The organism is Occallatibacter sp., assembly GCF_049510455.1.
Taxonomy (GTDB): Bacteria; Acidobacteriota; Terriglobia; order Terriglobales; family Acidobacteriaceae; genus Telmatobacter.
Genome location: NZ_JBEKYX010000004.1, coordinates 16054 through 33948, shown reverse-complemented (window position 1 = coordinate 33948; position 17895 = coordinate 16054). Strand labels below are relative to the sequence as shown.

Below are 17895 nucleotides of genomic sequence, written 5' to 3'. Positions count from 1 at the left end.
GTCTTAGGCTTAGCCTTTTCGACTACGACTGGCCGGCCATCTGCTGAATCTGAATCACAACAAACTCCGCCGGATACAACGGTGCGAATCCCACTGTCACGTTCACAATCCCCTGATCAATGCTCGGCTGAGGATTGTTCTCGGAGTCGCACTTCACAAAGTAAGCCTGCTGCGGCGTTGTGCCCTGGAATGCGCCCTGCTGGAAAAGTCCCTGCATGAACGCGCCGATGTTGAGCCGCAGCTGGCCCCACAGCGTATCGTCGTTCGGTTCAAAGACCGCCCACTGCGTGCCCTGATACAGGCTCGACTCCAGAAAGAGCGCGAATCGGCGAATCGGCACGTACTTCCACTGCGATCCCACCTGGTCGTTACCAACCAGTGTGCGCGAACCCCATACGATGTTTCCGTACACCGGAAACGATCGCAGGCAGTTGATGGCTTTCGGGTTCAGGTCGCCGTTCTGCTGGTCGGTTAAGTTGTACTGCAATCCGTTAATGCCCGTCAGCCCTGCATCAATGCCTGCCGGAGCCTTCCACACACCTCGCGCCGCGTCTGTTGCCGCGTAAATGCCTGCCACAAATCCGCACGGTGGAACCATCTTCGGTCGATTGCCAGCGAGCGGATCGGGCGCCGAGACCCACGGAAAATACAATGCGGAGTTGGCCGCGTTCGGCGCGGTGACAATTGCTCCAGGCCCTGCGAGGAGCGTGGAGTATGTCGCCGTCGAAGGCGGATCGACAATGTAGAACGCGCGATTGGAAGGGTCCGCGGCGAATGCCTGCAGCGTTGTCACAACCGATGGCGTGCTCTCGCCGGGCACACAAAGCAGATTAAAAAAGACATTGCTCAGCAGGTTTACGCCTGCGCCCGTGGCCGTCAACGCAGTTTCAAAATTTCCATTGTTAGGCGTCAGCACCGTCCCATCGTTGCCGCTGTTGCTCTTCAACTGAGTCATGGACATGGCGGCGATTGTGGTGCCCGGAGTCAGAGTTGCGCCGGGATTCAACGGATCGATGAACGTGATGTAGTTCGATTCGCTGTCAATTACCGTGACAAAATAGTTGCCCTGCGGATCAGTTGGGCTGAGAGATAGATTGACGAAGTTCTCAAGCGTGGCCGTCGCGCCTCCGGTGGTGGAAACCATCTGCACCAGAATGCTGAAGCGTGTAGCGTCAGCGGGATTGAGCGTGATCGTAATAGCAATGTTGTTGCCCCAGGCGCCGGGATTCGCTGCGTAGACCGGAAGGTTTCCGATTTTAAACGTTGATGAAGCTGTCTTGGCATCTGTATAGACCAGGCGCACAACGTAGGCCTGTCCGCCTCCATTGGCAAAGAACTGGTTCACCGCGTAGCCAAGCAGGCTGCGCGAATCCAAGCCGCCGAACTGCGTCTGGAAGTCAGACCAGCTCTCCACAAGTGTGGCCTGCGTAATAGACCCCTGGTCGGCCCAACCTGCAAATGCTGCAACCGAAGTAGCGACCCCGGTGATGGTGTGGACTGCGCTTGGCAACTCCTCGATGTAAACGCCTGGGTAGGTAAATGCGGACATAGTGCGTCCCTCCTTGTCTGATTGGGAGCCCAAAAGCATTTCAGAAAGGATGTAGCCCGAACCAGCAAAGCCAAGTCGACACGATCCCGCACTTCCGCGCGAGCATGCTTTCGCTCGTCGAAGTGGAAATCAGAAACAGGCGACCCTGAACCACGCTTGAAAGGTCACAATTTCTCTGAAAATGTTGTTGTCAAGGCGGTAAACGACAGCAGTTACGGAAGCAGACAGCAAATTCGCGCAATGCTACTGCATCCGCTTCAGCTCAAACTGCAAGTGTCAGCAAACACAATCCCCTCATCGCGCATGTAGCGAATGCGTGGAACTATCTTGTACACGGATTTGCAAGCTGGAGAAACCGATACAAAGTGCTCTCGCGCCTGTTCCGCTTTCCTTTCACTTCTGCTGCAGATAGTGAAGGCGCTGGGTGAACCGTATCAATCCCGCATTCGTTCCTGGCCGGCCATAGCGTCTCGGAGACGCACAGCACGGTCTGTTTTCTTTCTCTAGCTTCTCAACAATGCAAGAACTTCAATGTGGCGGCAGATTACTCCTAGCCTGAGCGCTCTGTCCAGAAAAAATTTTATAAAAGTTTTATGATTGGCTATGAGAAGTTCGGAACCCGCTTTTTATTCATGCAGAAAGTTGTGATTCCACACGTCTCCATCAGGTCGTAGTCGTGATGACATGCCAGACGCAGCGTACATGCCTGATCGGACATGCTCGTTAAAGACGCCACGCGTCTGACGCGGATATGAAATTGCAGGCCTCCCTGCTCCGGTAAGATCGCTGCATGCGCCGTCGCACACTTCTCAAATACCTTGGACTCTCCAGCCTCGCAGCCATTGCGGAAACGAAAGGTTTGCATGCGCAAAGTCCGGTGACTGGACCTCCCACGGCTGTTCTCAGCCAGATCGGCTATGCGCCGCACTGGCGCAAAATTTCCACCCTGCCTGCTTCGAATGCAGCCAAAACCTTTCGCATCGCCGCGGAAAGCGACTTGACGCATTCGGTATTCGAAGCGCCTGTCTCCGCACCTCTGACCGATATTCTCTCCGGCGACAGCGTTGTTCTGGCCGATTTCTCCAGCCTCACTCGTCCGGGCAAATACCGTCTCCTCTCGGGCCAACTCAAGAGCGACCCTTTTCCAATCGACGCTTCTTCCTGCACAGAGGCTCTGCGTACAGCCATGCTCGGTTTTCATGGGCAGCGCTGCGGCACAAAGGTCACGATAGGCCCGTATCACCACGCCGCTTGCCACGCCAACGGAGCCTACCATGCCACAAGCGGTAAGACGGGTCCATTTGCCAATACCGGAGGCTGGCATGACGCAGGTGATTATGGCCGTTATATTGTCAACAGCGGAATTTCGACCGGAACGCTTTTCTGGGCCTGGGAGCTGTATCCGCACCAGCTCATAAAGCTGCACCTCGATATTCCTGAATCCGGAGGCAAGATTCCGGACTACCTGGCAGAAGTCCGCTGGAATCTTGCCTGGATGCTCTCGCTGCAGGATTCCGACGGCGGCGTCTGGCACAAACAAACCAGCGAGCAGTTTTGCGCCTTCATCATGCCGGAACAGGACGCGCTGACCAGCTATGTCATCGGCACCGGCTCCGAACCCTACAAGAGCACATGCGCCACAGCCGACCTGGCCTCTGTCGCCGCCATTGCAGCCCGCTGCTACGCGCCGTATGACCCAGCCTTCGCACAGCAGTGTCTTGAGGCCGCAAAGAAAGCATGGAAATGGGCGCAAGCCAATCCGAATGTCCTCTTTGACAATCCCAAGGGCATTAACACCGGCGGTTATGGCGACAATAACTGCAGCGATGAGCTTCTGTGGGCCTCCGCGGAGCTCTGGCGCACCACCGGCGAAGCCCAATACGAACAGGCATTCCTCGCAGCAGCCACGCTTCAGCCCGCGGTAATTGCACGCGGCTCACGTTGGGTGCCGGGTTTCAACTGGGTTGCTCCAATGGCCTACTGGACATGGCTTCTCTCCGACCGCAAATCCACAAATCCATCGCAGGCTGCACCTCTCCGCGCGCAAATCATCGAGCAAACGTTGCAGGCGGCACAAGCTCTCGCTGATCGCGGAGATGCCGGCGGCTACGGCACCACCATGGCGCCCGAGCAGTATAACTGGGGCTCAAACGGTACGGCGGCAAATCAGTCGTTACTCCTGCTCATCGCCGACCATATCCAATCCACTCCGCGCTTCCGCGAAGCCTCACTCGGAAATCTGCATTACCTGCTTGGCCGAAATTGCTTCGGCGTCTCGTGGGTCACTGGCGTGGGAACGAATCCCTTCCAGCATCCGCATCACCGCCCAAGCGCTGCGGATGGCATCGATGCTCCCTGGCCCGGTCTGCTATCTGGTGGTCCCAATGCGCATCCTGCGGATACGGTCGCACGCACGGTGCCGAAACAGCCGCCTATGCGCATGTGGATCGATGATCAACGTGCATATTCCATGAACGAAATTGCTATCAACTGGAATGCTCCGCTCGTATTCCTGCTTGCCGCAGCCTGTAGCCTGACCTGAAATCAGCCGCAGACCGCCTTCAACTCCTCATAGGCGGCCTCACTCTGAGAGAGCATTCTGACTGTAATATTGACAAAACAAATGGAAAATCCCGGCTTCAAATCTTGTGTAATGGTTCTATATTTCGTGAGCGCGAACATTGCGAAATTCAGGAGATGTTTGCGATGACAAAAGATTTTCGCCCCTTCCGGGCAGTTTTGTATTGGCTAGCTTTTGTGACATGCGTATCCCCTTCTCCGGCGCAGGCGCCCCGCACAGATAAGGTCATTGGAGGCTACTTTGAAGAGTGGGGAATTCACTATGGCGGATTCACAATAGCGGATTTGCAAATGAATGGCGTTGCCAATGAGCTGACGCATCTCATCTACGCCTTTGGCGATGTCACTCCGACTTCGACGCCTTCCTGCGCGATCGAAGATCCCGCCGCTGCTTATCTGGATGCGTCCCTACCGAGCGTAAGTGGCAAACCCTACGCTGCTCGTCCGTATGGAAACTTCGGAGCCATTCTTCAACTCAAAGAACTGCATCCGCGGCTGAAGGTTCTCGTCTCACTCGGAGGGCAGGCTGGCAACGCTGCGGGTTGGGTGGCTGCAGCTGCAACGCCCGCCGGGCGTGCGGCTTTGGCCTCATCCTGCATCGATCTCTTTGTCAAAGGCAATATCGCTGCGGACGTTCACGCTCCGGGCCTCTTCGATGGCTTCAATATCGACTGGGAGTTTCCATCCGCGGCAGACAAACAAAATTTCACCGCCCTGTTGAAAGAGTTCCGCAACCAGCTCGGCGCTTTGTCGAAGAGCACAGGAAAACGGTACGTACTTACCTTTGACTCCCCGTCGGACCCGAAAAAATACGCCAACATCGATTTGAAAGCCGCCGCCGAGCAAGTGGATTTCCTCACCATCGATGGCTACGATTTGGCCACGCCTGACGATAAGCAAACGAATCTTGCTTCCTCGCTTTACGCTTCAGAAACAAAGCCTTCACTCGATGGCCCGCCCGTCATCGACGAGACTGTAAAAGCGTATTTGAAGGCGGGTGTACCCGCAGCCAAATACACCATGGGCATGCCGTTGTATGCCGTCGGCTGGAAAGGCGTTGCCAACGTAGACCATGGCTTATATCAAGACGCCACTGGCCCGGCTCCTGTGCCTCTGGTCGATGGGTCGGGCATTTGTCTAAACCCAAATAAGGCTTCTCCATCTCCCGGCTGCGACCCGATCCTGACCCCGGGATTCCTGACCTATGCGACGATCGAGAAATTTGCCGGGACGAACGGCTTTACTGCCTGGTACGACAAAGCCAGAGTTGCAGCCACGCTCTACAATCCGTCGGGCGGAATCTTCTATACCTACGACACTCCCGTTTCAGTAGCAGTCAAGACGGCCTATATTCGGAAAAACAAACTCGGTGGCGCTTATGTATGGGCACTCAACGACGACGATTCCAGTGGATCGCTGACCAAAGCCATAGCGGCAGGACTCAAGAAATCGAATACGGTTTCTCACTCCGAAATTCCGTGAATTGACCTACCTATTCGGACAAAGGGAATGCTATAGCTCAGTCTGTGTGAGCTGCTTTGGCCTGCAAGGCAGGTTTCTCCGCAGCATCAGACTTCCGCAGGCTGCGAGCCTTCCATATCCCCATGCAGAGGCCGCTAAGTAGCAGTGCCACAAAAACGCAAAGCAATGACGTCGACCATTTCTGCAGCGTTCCTGTCCATAGCCGGACCACATGGCGCCCATAGGCCACTCCCAACCAGGCAATCAGGGAGTAGCGAAGAGTTCGTGCTGCGCCGAATACTGCGAGAAATCGGCCGCGCGAAACGCTGAGCGCTCCGGATGCGAGCACAAATGGAGACAGCGGAATGGGTGGAGGCAGCACAGCTGGAAGAAACACGGCAAGGACGGGATGATGCTTGACCCAACCAACAATTCGCCCAAGAAGGCGGGCCGGCACATAGCGACGTAGAGCTGCTTCCCCGCCTCTGCGGCCGATGTGCCAGGTAGTGTACCCACCCGCGAGGCTACCAGCGACGCCAATGGTTACAAGCAGCCAGGGATTGCCGCTGCGCGCTATCAGCCAGAGTAACAACAGGTCAGTACTGCCGGGCACAGGAAGAGGGATGATGGAGGAATCGATGATTGCAACAACAAAGAGCCCCAGACCTCCCAGGTGCGTGAGCCAGTTTGGCAACAGCGAGCGATGCCCTCTTTGAGCAACAAACTGTACTATCTGCAGGGTTGAGTGGCGTATTGATGCGGCCGCCTGCGATGCATGCGGCAGAAATACAGATGAGGGGACGAGCATCATCCGGCTGGATTCGTGCGGCTGGGATTGTGCCAGCCTCCATCGGAAGCGATGATGGCGTCAGCCTCCTTCGGTCCCCATCCGCCGCGTTTATAGGGGCGAACTCGGGGATGCTTTTTGAGGACCGGATTGACCACGGCCCACGCAGCCTCAACTGAGTCTTCCCGGGTAAAGAGTGCACCATCGCCGGCCATGGCATCCCCTAAAAGCCGCTCATAGGGTGATTCCTCTCCGGGCTGCTCTTCCAGCAGATAAAGCTCCTTCTGCTCTCCGATAAAATCCTGCCCCGCTAGCTTGACGCGCGCGGCCAGTGCAACGGCAGAGTTGGGAGAAAGCCGGAAGCGCAGATAGTTGCTCCGGCCAGAAACCGCCGTTGCATCGGCAAAAAGTCTCTGCGGCGGCGGCTTCAATTCCACCACAATCTCTGTCGCGGTTTCCGCAAGGTACTTGCCGGAGCGCAAATACCATGGCACCCCGTCCCAGCGCCATGAGTCGATAAATAACCGCAAGGCGCAGAATGTCTCAACATCGGAACGCTTCGCTACATCGGGTTCATTGCGGTAACCGGCGTATTGGCCGCGCACCATATCGGCGGCTTTCAGAGGACGCATGGCTTTGAAGACCTTGGCCTGCTCATCATGTACGTCTCCAAACTCTCGACCTGCGGGCGGCTCCATGGCAAGCAGCGCAGCCACCTGGAAGAGGTGGTTCTGAATTACGTCGCGCAGGCAGCCGGCAGTTTCATAAAATGCGCCGCGCTTTTCCACGCCGAAGTTCTCAGACAACGTGATTTGGACGCTGGCCACATAGTTGCGGTTCCAGATCGGCTCAAGGAATGAATTGGCAAACCGGAAGTAAAGGATATTCATGATCGCTTCCTTTGCGAGGAAGTGATCGATGCGGAAGATCGAGTCTTCCGGGAACACAGCGCGAGCAGCGCGGTTCAGCGCACGCGCCGAGGCAAGGTCGCGACCAAACGGCTTCTCAACAATAACGCGGGCATTCTCAGATAACTTCGCAGCGCCCAGGTTCTTGATGACCGTCTCAAAGAGTGAAGGCGGAATAGCCAGATAATACGCCGGACACCGCGCATCCCCTAATGCCTTCTTGATCCCCGCGAATGTATCGCTGTCGTTATAATCCCCGCTCACGTATTTGAGCAGAGACAGGAGACGATGCAATGCGCGCTCATCATCAATTCCGCCAGCTCGCTTGATGCTGTCAGTCGCGCGCCTGTGCAGCCGCTCCAGGCTCCAATTCGGAAACGCCACTCCGATGATCGGAACCTTGAGCGTGCCTCGCTTCACCATTGCATAAAGCGCGGGGAAGATCATCTTGTGGGCTAAATCGCCAGTTACGCCAAAAACCACCAACGCATCGGAGCGGGAGATTGTCATCAAGCGCCTCGATTTCCAATTGTAGCTAAATCAACTCAACGACCCTCGTGATCAGAATCAGGGCAAGTCAGGCGTACTGGATTGCGTTCTTCAATCCTGTTGGCGTTTGATGTCGACTTCGTGCGGATGGATGGCTTAGCCAGCTGTATCATGCCGGCTAAGCCCACATACGCGGCGAGCACCCACGTGCTGTTCTCCACCCTCGGATATCTGCCTCGCTCAATTAGTTAGGCATAAGAACGTTGTCCACAACCTGGATAACGCCATTTGACTGGATCACATTCGCAATGGTGATGGTTGCCGTACCGCCTTTTTCATCGGTAAGAACGATTTTGCCGCCCTCCATGGTTGCAGTCAGCGTTCCGCCCTCCACGGTCTTTAACACCGTTTTATCTCCGTCCATCTTGATCTTCCGCTTCAGGTCCATCGTTGTCATGTGGCCGGCTACAACATGGTAGGTCAGTATCTTGACGAGCTGATCCTTGTTCTCGGGCTTCAGCAGCGTATCCACCGTCCCGGCGGGCAGTTTCGCAAATGCCTCGTTGGTGGGTGCGAACACTGTGAACGGTCCTGCGCCCTCCAAAGTGTCTACCAGTCCTGCCGCTTTCACTGCCGCAACCAGCGTGGTGTGGTCCTTTGAGTTGACCGCATTTTCAACGATGTTCTTAGTCGGATACATCGCCGCACCGCCTACGTCGGGGTCCTTCTGTGCGTGAGCCGCCAGCCCTGAAAGCGCAAGCGCGCTCATCAGAATAATTCCGCAATACTTCTTCATAATCATGTCCTCTCTCTTACCCTTTGGGTTTCTCCTGCTGTACTCACTGAACGCCGGACAGAACGAAACGGATTCACGCAGGCCCAGGGAATTTATTTTTCAACACAGCAAATCCAAAACAATCATTGGGGCGTACTCAAGGCAGCGTGTGAAGACCCAGGTAGCAAGTACAAGGAGAGAAACATCGTGGCCAATTTAAGTTCATTCATTAACAGTGACGTCTCTCGTCGCAGATTTCTGGCCGGGGTTGGAGCCAGCGCGGGAGCGGTCGGGGCACTGAACCTTTTCGGATGTGGTGACAATGGCTCACCCATGACATCACCAACAGGACCAACAAGCCCGTCAGGGCCAACCGATGAAGACATCCTTAATTTTGCTCTAAACCTGGAGTATCTTGAGGCGCAGTTCTACCTCTACGCGGCCACAGGCTCAGGGCTCGAAACCTCCGATACCACAGCCGGCTCCGCCTCGCCCTACCAAACCACGGGCACGGTAACAGTGGGCGATGCCGCCCTCGTATCAGGGCTTACATCGGCACAGCAGCAGATCCTGAATGAGATCGCCTTCGAAGAGCAGGCGCATGTTCGGTTTCTTCGCAGCGCACTCGGCTCCGCGGCTGTTCCCATGCCCGATATCGATCTCTCTTTCTTTGGTCCACTAGCCGTTGCTGCCAATATCACCACAGCCGCCACCGGCGATGGCTCCTTCAATCCTTTTTCCAGCTTTGACTACTTTCTCGTCGGCGCCTTCATTTTTGAGGATGTGGGTGTAACCGCCTACGCAGGCGCAGCTCCGCTGATCAGTGCAGCAGGCGTTGCTTCCGGCTATCTCACGGCAGCCGCCGGCATCATGGCCGTCGAGGCTTACCACGCTGGTTACGTCCGAACATCCCTGACCGGACGAGCCATTGCCGCGGGTTCCGCGTCAGCATATCCATACCTGGCCGCTGCCAACCTGGTGGAAGATCTGCGCGCTACGCTTACGGTCGGCGCCAGCGCAGCCCCTTCTACATCGGGCTCGGTAGAAACGCTTCTCACGCTGCCTGCAAACCTGACCACCGCAAGTTCAATCGTGGCAGCCAGCGCGGCCGACGCCGTTGGTTTTGCGCGCACCGTGAACCAGGTGCTTCATATCGTCTACGGTTCGCCAACTGTTGGCGCCAAGAGCGGCGGTTTCTTTCCCAACGGAATGAACAGCATCTTCGCCACAACCACAGCCTAAGCGGCCTGCAAAGGAAAACATCATGGCAAATCAAGAAACTCAAGTTCTGGATGACATCATTGCCACAAATCGCCGCAAGATGATGACTCTCGGCGTGTCTTCACTGGCTGCTCTGGCCCTCGGCGCAAGCGCCCCCTTGGCAGAGGCCGCAACCGCGTCCTACTCGGACTCAGATATTCTCAACTTCGCCCTCAATCTCGAGTATCTTGAGGCCAACTTCTATTACCTGGCGACCTTCGGCACTACCATCGACAAGCCGAATGCAGCATCAACGGCTGCAGGTGCGCCGCAGATCACGCTCTCAGGAACAGTCGGCACAGCCGGGACCGTTTCGGGAGGCAGTCAGGTTCCTTTCAGCACAATCCAGGTCGCTTCCTATGCGACGGAGACGGCTGTCGAAGAGGGCAAGCATGTTCAATTGTTGTTGACCGCGCTCGGGACTTCTGCCGTAGCACAGCCTGCCATCAACCTGGGAACATCCTTCCCGGCGCTCGCCACGGCGGCAAAAATTCCTGGTGGTTCGGGCTTCAGCCCCTATGCCAGCGACGCTGCCTTTCTTGTGGGCGCTTATGTCTTCGAGGATGTAGGCGTCACGGCCTATCACGGAGCGGCATCATTGCTCACCACGCCCGCAAATCTGGTAACAGCCGCCGGTATCCTCGCGGTTGAGGCCTATCACGCCGGTCTCGTCCGCACCACCATCAACTATCTTGATCCAACCGGCGCGACCATTGGCGGCTACACAAATCTGATTTCCGCGCTTCGTGCAACGCTCTCACAGGCCGGCCTGCTCGGCGCCCAGCCCAGCGCGTACGACTCAAATCCTGATGACTTCGGTTTAGCAACGTTCTCGGTTATGCTCGGAGGCGCAGGTAGTGCAACAGCAACGCGCATCACCGATGCCGATGCGACCAATGTCATAGCCTTCGCGCGCAACACCACTCAAATCCTGAATATTGTCACCGGTGGTGGCGCTGTCAGCGGGAAAGCCGCGGTCAGCCCGGCAATGGGAGTATTCTTCCCCGCAGGGATGAATGCAGGTCCAAACGGCTTCAGATAGAAGCAAGCGGGAGACAAGTTAAAGGGCCGCCCTGACAAAATGACGGCCCTTTATGCGCTTCCTGGAAGCGTATAAACAGAGTTGTAGCCTGATATGCAAATCCGATAATGGCACTCGAACGTACCCATCATAGCGACTATGACCCAAGCGATGATCTGTTGCTGGAGCGCGTGCGCGACGGCAATCAGCAGGCCATGGCCGCGGTGTTTGATCGCTATGGAGGCATGGTGTACTCGGTGGCGTTGCGAGTGCTCAAGGACCCGGGACAGGCGGAAGATGTGATGCAGGAAATCTTCTTCCAGCTCTGGAGTAAGCCCGATGCATTCGTTCAAGGGCGCGGCTCGCTTTGTGGCTGGCTGATGGTGCTGGCCAGGAATCGCGCAATCGATACGATACGGCGAAGAAAGCCGACCGATTCGCCAGACGAAGTTGTGCTGCCATGTACCCTGGCATCGGACACAGAGCGGAATGTGTTGATGGAGAAAGTTCGCGTTGTCTTGAAAGACCTGCCTCTGGAGCAGCAGAAGTCGATCGATTTAGCCTATTTTGAAGGATTGAGCCATTCGGAAATTGCAGAAAGAACCGGGGACCCGCTCGGTACAGTAAAGACCAGAATCAGGCTGGCGTTGATGGGAATACGAAAGGCACTTGCGGCGTGACAGGTAACCAACACATCTCGCAGGAGGACTTGGCGCTACACGCCTTGCAGGCTCTGTCTGAAGCAGAGTCGGCAGTGGTGTGCGCGCACCTGGCGCAGTGTGCCCTGTGCCGCGATGAGTTGGCAGAGCTCTCCGGTAATGTGGCGATGATTGGGCTTGGCGTACGGCAGCATTCAGTGCCTGCGGGCTCCCGGCAGCGCTTCCTTGATCGAGTAGCCGCGGATGCGTCGCTCTCAGAGCAATCTGCAAAGCAGGAAAAGCGCAAACAGGTTCTGCCGTTTCCTTACAAAGCCTGGATTCCATGGGCTACAGCAGCGGCGCTCGCCATTCTGGCCATTTCGCTTTTCGTAAAGAACACCGCACTCCATCAGGAGCTCGCCGATGCCTCTGGCAAAGTAACGGATCTCAAGGGTCAGTCTGCTCGCGCGCAGCAAGTGCTCGATCTTCTGACTTCTCATTCCGCACAGCGCGTTTTGTTGACAGCCAGTAAAACGCCTGCCGAGCCGACCGGTCGCGCCATCTATCTGGCAGACAGCGGCAGTCTGATTTTCCAGGCAAACAACCTGAAACTGCTGGCTTCAGATAAGACCTATGAGCTGTGGGTAATCCCTGCAAAGGGCAAACCCATCCCCGCTGGATTGTTCCGGTCTGATGCAACCGGCAATGCGAGCGTTGTGTTGCCGCCACTCCACAGGGGCGTTCCTGCAAAGGCCTTCGGGGTGACGATTGAGAAGGCGGAAGGATCGGACACGCCGACGGCGCCGATCATACTATTAGGAACGACCGCATCGGCTGCAGGCGAGTGACAACTCTCACTCAGGCATCGCCGTGCAGGCGCCGTACCTGCAATGATCTTGAATTCATCCGGGTTCGTGGCGACCGCTTTTACTGATCTCCTTGAGGCGTTGCGATCTGCAGAAGCTGAGTGCCCTCATTTTCTGATTTCGGATATGGCGATGCCGAAATTGAATGGATTGGTATGGACCTCAAGATTTGCTCCTCAGAAGGTCCGTGCTTAGATTTGTTCGATTTTGAATACAGCCCACGATCAGTCACTGAGCATCAAAGATGCCTGGATCTGTTACATCACCGGGAAGATCGCGAAATTGAAAATCCGAGGTGGAGGAATGAAGCAAATGGACGTTAAGGCACAAGGCAAGATGACTCGTAAAAGACTTATCGATGCACTAAACGAAGATCTGTCGCGTGAGTATCAGGCGATCATTTCGTATGTGAATTATTCTCAAGTCCTTAAGGGGGCAGCCTACATGAATATCGCCGACGAGCTCGCAGTTCATGCCAGGGAAGAGCTCGATCACGCGCTGCAACTCTCGAATCACATTGATTATCTGGGAGGCATGCCTTCGGTTACTTCTAAGCCCGTCAAAACCTCGGAAAAGGCAGAGGAGATGCTGCGCTTCGATCTGAACAATGAAGAAGAAACGATTCGCCAATACCGCCGTCGCATAAAGCAGGCCGATGAGTTGAATGAATTCGCAATCGCGGAGGGCCTGCGCGGAATTCTGATGCAGGAGCAGGATCACCTTATTGCGCTGGCAACGGCACTGGGAATTGACCCTCCTAACCCAGGAATTGCGGACTAGCTGCTGAGATTCGGCAGGTGCTCTCAGCTTTATCTGTGAACAGCTTCAGGTGCTTTTCGAGGTCAACACGACGGTAAAGGAGTATTTCAAGACGGATGGCTGAATGGCTGCGATATGGGATGAAGTTAGCAGTCATTGCCGCCCCCATTTATCCACCGCTGCATAATTCATTGTCCACACAAGGAGAGTGTAGGCCTCGATGGACAAAGTTGTGGCGGGATTTTGATGGATGGGATTGGAGGCTTCTGGACGGTAGTAGTGCATCATTAACTTAAAAAGGGGCCTCGCACAGTGTGCCCCCCAAAATCTAGTATGGATAAGCCTCTCCCGGCTTCACAATCCGGATGAAGTGATCGGTAAACTGCAAGTTTCCACTTGGCAGGTCTACCTTCTGCATGTGGCAGCTCACACAGTTCGCCTTTGCCACAGGACAGGTCTTCGGCGCAGCCTCCGCAGTTCCCACAGCCGCTACGGTCGCATTTCCCGAGTGGCACGCCAGGCATCTCTTGTCGTAAGACGCTGTCTCATGGCTCACCGGCTGATGCGGATCGTGGCACGCCAGGCAGCTGATCCGCGCATCATTGCCGGAAAAGCACCGGCTCAGCGACAGCCTGTACGGTGCAAAGCGCACAAACGGCGGCCCATGCCACCCATTCCGAATCACCGTATCAAAGGACCGATGGCACTGCCCGCAAAAGCCGGACACGCTCTCCGCATCCATCTTCTTCAGGCTCACCGGCAGCGTCTTGAAGTTCCCCGCCTGCGCGTCCGCTATATGCTGCTCCGTGCCCTCATGGCAATGCTCGCAATCCAGTCCCGGCTTCAGCTTCTCCGGCGTAAAGACTTCGCGGGCCTTCATCCCGGTGGCATGGCATTCAAAGCACTCCCGCGTCTCCCACACCGGCAGCTCGCGGCCCATCGCCTCGGTTATTGAATGGGGCTCAATTTTGTTGTCCCCCGGCGTCGTCGCCAGCCCGTGAATTCCTGGAAAGTAGCTCACCAGGCCTTCATAAAACTTGCCATCCTTCTCCAGCACCCACGTCTGCGCACGCATGCCAAAGTGCCATCGCAAGGGTAGCGTCAGCGTCTCCTTGCCATTGGAAACCGTGTACGTGCTCTTTCCATTCTTCGTCTCAATCCTGTAGGTATATCCACTCTGCTCAGTCCGCAGATCCGGATTTGCGTCCAGCACCGGGTCTGCTCCCTCCGGCTCCATCGCATGCCGCATCGGCGCATGGGCAAAGTCATTTACCACCGCCGCATGGCACGTTGCGCAAGTCACAGGAACGCTAGACACCTTCTGCTTCTGCGCCGCTCCCTCTGCTGAAATCGGCGCAAGCAGCCGCACTGCCAGCGGTGCCAGCAGTACAGCCGCAACCGCTGCCATCCGCGCTGCGTTACTTCGCCATAGACAGCCGCTCACGCCGCGCCTCCTCAGTCCTGCCCGTATGCGAGTAGATCGAAATCAGCCCCATGCGCACTTCCGGGTTCTGCGGATCCTTGGTCCGCACCTTCTTCAGCATCTCCTCGCCGCGTGCATACTCGCCGGTTTCGCCCAGCGCGCGCCCCAGCGCAATCTGCGCCATAGCCATCTCCGGCTCTTCGGCCAGTGCCTGCTCCGCCGCCGCTCGCGCCTCCACATAACGCCCGTCAATCATCAGCGTAAAAGCCAGCATCCCGCGCGCCGCGGTGTTATCGGGAGCCACCGCCAGCTCCTGCTGAAACTGGTCAAGCGCCATCGCTGGATCGTGCGGAAACAGCATGTACCCATACATAAAGTGCAGATTCCGCGTTGTGGGATACTGCGTAAACAACTGTTGAAACTGCGCATCCGCCTGCATGGTATTGTTAGCCAATAACTGCCAGCCGGCGCGCCCGGCAGCCTCATACAGCACACGGTCTGCCGCCGTAGCATCGCTCACCAACCCCGCCATGCGCGTTCCCGCCATCCCAATCCCCGCATCCAGATCCGGATCTTCGACCTTTCCCAAGGCAAGGAAACTGTACTGCGCCAGCGCATCCTGAAAGCGCGACGCACGCGTCAGCAGTTGCGCAAGATGAACGCGCAGTATCAGCGCATTGCGGGGATCACTAGCCGCTCCATGCGCCACAGCCGTATCCAGGTCCCGCAGTGCGTCTTCATAGGCTGCCGTCTCAAACTCGCATAGCCCGCGCAGCGCCATCGCCGGAGCGGCGTGTGGTTCAAGCTTCAGCAAGCGCGTAAAGGCATCAATCGCCGGCGGATACTGGTTCACGCTATATTGCAGCAGGCCCTGGTACCACCAGCCCTCCTGCCAGTCGGGCTTCGCCGCCGTCGCCTGTCGGTACAGCTCCACCGCCTGCATTGGGTTGCCAGCATCCCGTGCATGTGCGGCTCGCGCCGCAAGATCCTCAAATTGCGGACCAGCCTGCGCTCCCGCCGGCATCGCTAAGACGATCAAAATGGCAGCCGTAACTGGAAGAATGCCCGCCCACGTCCGCTTCGGGTTTCTGCGAAGAAGAAATTCTTTCGTCGCGGACGCGGAGATAGACACGGAAAGCATGAAGGATGGAATTCCTCAGCAGGAATGCTATGAACCCCATACTAGCAGGCAGATGCGGCCCTCATCCTCGCGGACTCGGCCACTCAAGCTTCACTACTGCTTCGGACTGTCCTTCGCACCGTTCTTGGCTCCGTCCACCGCGCCCTTGGTTGTGCTTTTGGTCTTGTCGTAGGCCTTCACCGTGCCCTTTTTTGTCGCGTCAGCCGCTTTCACCGTACCCTTCTTCGTGGCGTCAGTTGCTTTCACAGTTCCATTCTTCGTCGCGTCAGCCGCTTTCACCGTACCGTTTTTAGTCGCGCTGTAGGCCTTTTTCGTGCCATTTGCCGTTGCGTGAGCGGCACTTTTCGCCGCGTTAGCTGTGTCTTTGCCCGCGTCCTTTACATCCTGTCCGGCTGGGTTCTGTGCCTGGGCAAAAGGTTGAGCCGCAACCATTCCGCAAGCCAGAGCAGCGCCAAGAAAAAGAGAAGGGAAGTAGCTATTTGGTCTCATGATCAGGACTATACCGCACAAATTTTCACTCTCGCCAGAAAATTCCACACGGCGCTCATGCCTCCGCTTTCCTCATCGCGCTGGCGGAGCTATCATGGACCCACCAGAAAAACAGCGCTGTGCTGAAGGAGCAAATCATGAGCGAGCAGCCCAATGGCCTCAAAACCGGTCGTCGCGAATTCCTGAAAACCGGTGGCGCAATCACCGCCGCACTGCTCACGCCCAGCCTCGCCCTGGCTGACGGCCCGCACACCCTGCCCGCCATGCCGTCCAACCCCGTCACGCTCAAGGCCATGCCCACGCGCAACCTCGGTAAGACGGGCTACAAGGTAGGCATCTTCTCGCTCGGCGGCCAGGCCGCTCTTGAAAAGCCCAATAACTTCGACGTCGCCGTGCCCATCGTTGAACGCGCTCTTGATCTCGGCGTCAACTACATCGACACCTCCTCCATCTACGGCGGCCCCGACCGCTGGAGCGAGCAATACGTCGGCAAAGTCATGGCCAGGCGCCGTAGCGAAGCCTTCATCGCCACCAAGACTAAGGAGCGCACCCGCGACGGCTCCATGCAGATGATCGATAAGTCGCTCAAGCTTCTGCAGACCGACCACGTCGATCTCTGGCAGCTTCATGACGTCGGCACCATGTATGACGTCGATCAGATATTCGCCAAGGGCGGCGCCATGGAAGCCCTCATCGAGATGCAGCAGCAGAAGGTCGTCCGCTATCTCGGCTTCACCGGTCACTACCGTCCTGAGTCGCTCATGGAGTGCATCAAGCGCCACGACTTCGACACAGTCCTCATGGCCGTCAACGCCGCCGACCCGCATCACTTCAGCTTTGACAAAGACCTGCTCCCACTCGCAGTCGAGCACCAGATGGGCATCATCGGCATGAAGATCCCCGGCCGCGGCCGCATTCTCTCAAGCTGGCAGCCCCAGCCGCTCGACGTGCAGAAGCACATGTGGGAAGGCATGGTCCCCGCGCCCACACCCGGCACCATCACCATGCGCGAAGCCATGTACTACACCCTCTCACGCCCGGTGAGCACGGTAATCATCGGCTGCGACAACATCGCGCAACTAGAACAGAACGTCCAGCTAGCCCGCGACTTCACTCCACTCACCGACAAGCAGCAATCCGAGCTGGTAGCCAAAACCGAACCGGTCGCGAAGCCATCCTTGTTCTTCCGTTTCTACGACCGCCCGTAAATATGTTGAATGTTGATTTACGATGCAACGTGATAGCCGAAAAATTCGCAACGTCGTAACGATTTGGGCCATATTATGTCTTGCATGGCCTCGGCATGGTGCAGTTTCTTTAGCACAGCAATCGGCTGCAACTAGCGCGAGTCAACGTCAGCAGATCATTATCAAAATCCGCAATGCAAAGACGGGTCTGCCCATGTGGATTGCATCACCGTATGTATTTCTCGGAAAAACCGATCCACAAAAATTTGAGCAAAGTTATCGGCGGACTCAATTCTGGGGAGACGCACGTATAGATGTGACGGGAGTAAGTCCTCGCGAAGTAAGAGTATGGATGGACTTTCTGCATCGCGACTGTCGCTACTCTGAAAATGACTATAGAAAGTTTCTAGGATTTGATTACGGCGGAAATACTCTCAATAACACCGATGCCTACAATCTTGACACGATTCTTTCGACAGGAATAGTAGCTCACAATGATTGCAATTCACGAACACAGAGTCCCGAACCGAGAGTTCTAACTATCTATGTAATCCCGGCATCA

Annotated in this window: 15 protein-coding genes; 8 read left to right on the top strand and 7 right to left on the bottom strand. The window is 56.4% G+C overall.

Going from position 1 to position 17895, the window contains the following annotated elements:
- Window positions 1-22 precede the first annotated feature (22 nt).
- Window positions 23-1549: a phage tail sheath family protein gene (locus ABSG47_RS01325; protein WP_424165365.1), complete on the bottom strand. Its 1527-nt coding sequence runs from the start codon at window positions 1547-1549 to the stop codon at window positions 23-25.
- 790 nt (window positions 1550-2339) lie between these two features.
- Between ABSG47_RS01325 and ABSG47_RS01320 the strand changes: the two genes are divergently transcribed.
- Both ABSG47_RS01320 and ABSG47_RS01315 read left to right on the top strand, forming a co-directional pair.
- Window positions 2340-4091, top strand: coding sequence for a glycoside hydrolase family 9 protein (locus ABSG47_RS01320; protein ID WP_424165363.1), 1752 nt, complete (start codon window positions 2340-2342; stop codon window positions 4089-4091).
- A gap of 164 nt (window positions 4092-4255) precedes the next feature.
- Entirely contained in the window at window positions 4256-5611 is a 1356-nt protein-coding gene (locus ABSG47_RS01315; protein ID WP_424165361.1) for a glycoside hydrolase family 18 protein, read from the top strand.
- A gap of 37 nt (window positions 5612-5648) precedes the next feature.
- Here the strand turns inward: ABSG47_RS01315 and ABSG47_RS01310 are convergent, their stop codons facing one another.
- The 3 genes from ABSG47_RS01310 to ABSG47_RS01300 all read right to left on the bottom strand — a co-directional run bounded on the left by ABSG47_RS01310 (window position 5649) and on the right by ABSG47_RS01300 (window position 8570).
- Window positions 5649-6284, bottom strand: a complete 636-nt coding sequence (locus ABSG47_RS01310; RefSeq protein ID WP_424165359.1) for a YqaA family protein — start codon at window positions 6282-6284, stop codon at window positions 5649-5651.
- A 113-nt stretch (window positions 6285-6397) separates the two neighbouring features.
- Window positions 6398-7795, bottom strand: a complete 1398-nt coding sequence (zwf, locus tag ABSG47_RS01305) for a glucose-6-phosphate dehydrogenase (RefSeq protein ID WP_424165357.1) — start codon at window positions 7793-7795, stop codon at window positions 6398-6400.
- A gap of 223 nt (window positions 7796-8018) precedes the next feature.
- Window positions 8019-8570 (bottom strand): fasciclin domain-containing protein, encoded by a 552-nt coding sequence (locus tag ABSG47_RS01300; protein ID WP_424165355.1) that lies wholly within the window; start codon window positions 8568-8570, stop codon window positions 8019-8021.
- Between the two features lie 312 nt (window positions 8571-8882).
- Between ABSG47_RS01300 and ABSG47_RS01295 the strand changes: the two genes are divergently transcribed.
- The 5 genes from ABSG47_RS01295 (at window position 8883) to ABSG47_RS01275 (ending at window position 13114) form a co-directional block, all read left to right on the top strand.
- A complete protein-coding gene (locus tag ABSG47_RS01295) occupies window positions 8883-9791 on the top strand; it encodes a ferritin-like domain-containing protein (protein ID WP_424165352.1) in 909 nt (302 codons plus the stop codon).
- 22 nt (window positions 9792-9813) lie between these two features.
- Complete coding sequence (locus tag ABSG47_RS01290) at window positions 9814-10851, top strand: ferritin-like domain-containing protein (RefSeq protein WP_424165350.1); 1038 nt, start codon at window positions 9814-9816, stop codon at window positions 10849-10851.
- Between the two features lie 158 nt (window positions 10852-11009).
- Window positions 11010-11510 carry a sigma-70 family RNA polymerase sigma factor gene (locus tag ABSG47_RS01285; RefSeq protein WP_424165348.1) on the top strand — a complete coding sequence of 167 codons (501 nt, stop codon included), beginning with the start codon at window positions 11010-11012 and terminating at the stop codon, window positions 11508-11510.
- A gap of 29 nt (window positions 11511-11539) precedes the next feature.
- The gene (locus tag ABSG47_RS01280) at window positions 11540-12316 is read left to right on the top strand and encodes an anti-sigma factor (RefSeq protein ID WP_424165346.1); all 777 of its coding nucleotides are present in this window, start codon (window positions 11540-11542) and stop codon (window positions 12314-12316) included.
- A gap of 225 nt (window positions 12317-12541) precedes the next feature.
- A complete protein-coding gene (locus ABSG47_RS01275; protein ID WP_424165344.1) occupies window positions 12542-13114 on the top strand; it encodes a ferritin-like domain-containing protein in 573 nt (190 codons plus the stop codon).
- Window positions 13115-13421: 307 nt separating this feature from the next.
- On the opposite strand, the gene ABSG47_RS01270 is transcribed toward ABSG47_RS01275, so the two are convergent.
- The 3 genes from ABSG47_RS01270 to ABSG47_RS01260 form a co-directional block, all read right to left on the bottom strand.
- The gene (locus ABSG47_RS01270) at window positions 13422-14501 is read right to left on the bottom strand and encodes a cytochrome c3 family protein (RefSeq protein WP_424165342.1); all 1080 of its coding nucleotides are present in this window, start codon (window positions 14499-14501) and stop codon (window positions 13422-13424) included.
- Window positions 14502-14511: 10 nt separating this feature from the next.
- Window positions 14512-15657 carry a tetratricopeptide repeat protein gene (locus tag ABSG47_RS01265; RefSeq protein ID WP_424165339.1) on the bottom strand — a complete coding sequence of 382 codons (1146 nt, stop codon included), beginning with the start codon at window positions 15655-15657 and terminating at the stop codon, window positions 14512-14514.
- Window positions 15658-15750: 93 nt separating this feature from the next.
- Window positions 15751-16089, bottom strand: coding sequence for a hypothetical protein (locus ABSG47_RS01260; protein ID WP_424165336.1), 339 nt, complete (start codon window positions 16087-16089; stop codon window positions 15751-15753).
- A gap of 194 nt (window positions 16090-16283) precedes the next feature.
- On the opposite strand from ABSG47_RS01260, the gene ABSG47_RS01255 reads away from it, so the two are divergent.
- Window positions 16284-17354: an aldo/keto reductase gene (locus tag ABSG47_RS01255; RefSeq protein WP_424165333.1), complete on the top strand. Its 1071-nt coding sequence runs from the start codon at window positions 16284-16286 to the stop codon at window positions 17352-17354.
- Window positions 17355-17895 lie beyond the last annotated feature (541 nt).

What these genes read in the sequence shown, in the direction of transcription:
- ABSG47_RS01325 (WP_424165365.1), bottom strand. Translation starts at nt 1,549, where the DNA reads ATGTCCGCATTTACCTACCCAGGCGTTTACATCGAGGAGTTGCCAAGC.
- ABSG47_RS01320 (WP_424165363.1), top strand. Translation starts at nt 2,340, where the DNA reads ATGCGCCGTCGCACACTTCTCAAATACCTTGGACTCTCCAGCCTCGCA.
- ABSG47_RS01315 (WP_424165361.1), top strand. Translation starts at nt 4,256, where the DNA reads ATGACAAAAGATTTTCGCCCCTTCCGGGCAGTTTTGTATTGGCTAGCT.
- zwf (WP_424165357.1), bottom strand. Translation starts at nt 7,795, where the DNA reads ATGACAATCTCCCGCTCCGATGCGTTGGTGGTTTTTGGCGTAACTGGC.
- ABSG47_RS01300 (WP_424165355.1), bottom strand. Translation starts at nt 8,570, where the DNA reads ATGAAGAAGTATTGCGGAATTATTCTGATGAGCGCGCTTGCGCTTTCA.
- ABSG47_RS01295 (WP_424165352.1), top strand. Translation starts at nt 8,883, where the DNA reads ATGACATCACCAACAGGACCAACAAGCCCGTCAGGGCCAACCGATGAA.
- ABSG47_RS01290 (WP_424165350.1), top strand. Translation starts at nt 9,814, where the DNA reads ATGGCAAATCAAGAAACTCAAGTTCTGGATGACATCATTGCCACAAAT.
- ABSG47_RS01270 (WP_424165342.1), bottom strand. Translation starts at nt 14,501, where the DNA reads ATGGCAGCGGTTGCGGCTGTACTGCTGGCACCGCTGGCAGTGCGGCTG.
- ABSG47_RS01265 (WP_424165339.1), bottom strand. Translation starts at nt 15,657, where the DNA reads ATGCTTTCCGTGTCTATCTCCGCGTCCGCGACGAAAGAATTTCTTCTT.
- ABSG47_RS01260 (WP_424165336.1), bottom strand. Translation starts at nt 16,089, where the DNA reads ATGGTTGCGGCTCAACCTTTTGCCCAGGCACAGAACCCAGCCGGACAG.
- ABSG47_RS01255 (WP_424165333.1), top strand. Translation starts at nt 16,284, where the DNA reads ATGAGCGAGCAGCCCAATGGCCTCAAAACCGGTCGTCGCGAATTCCTG.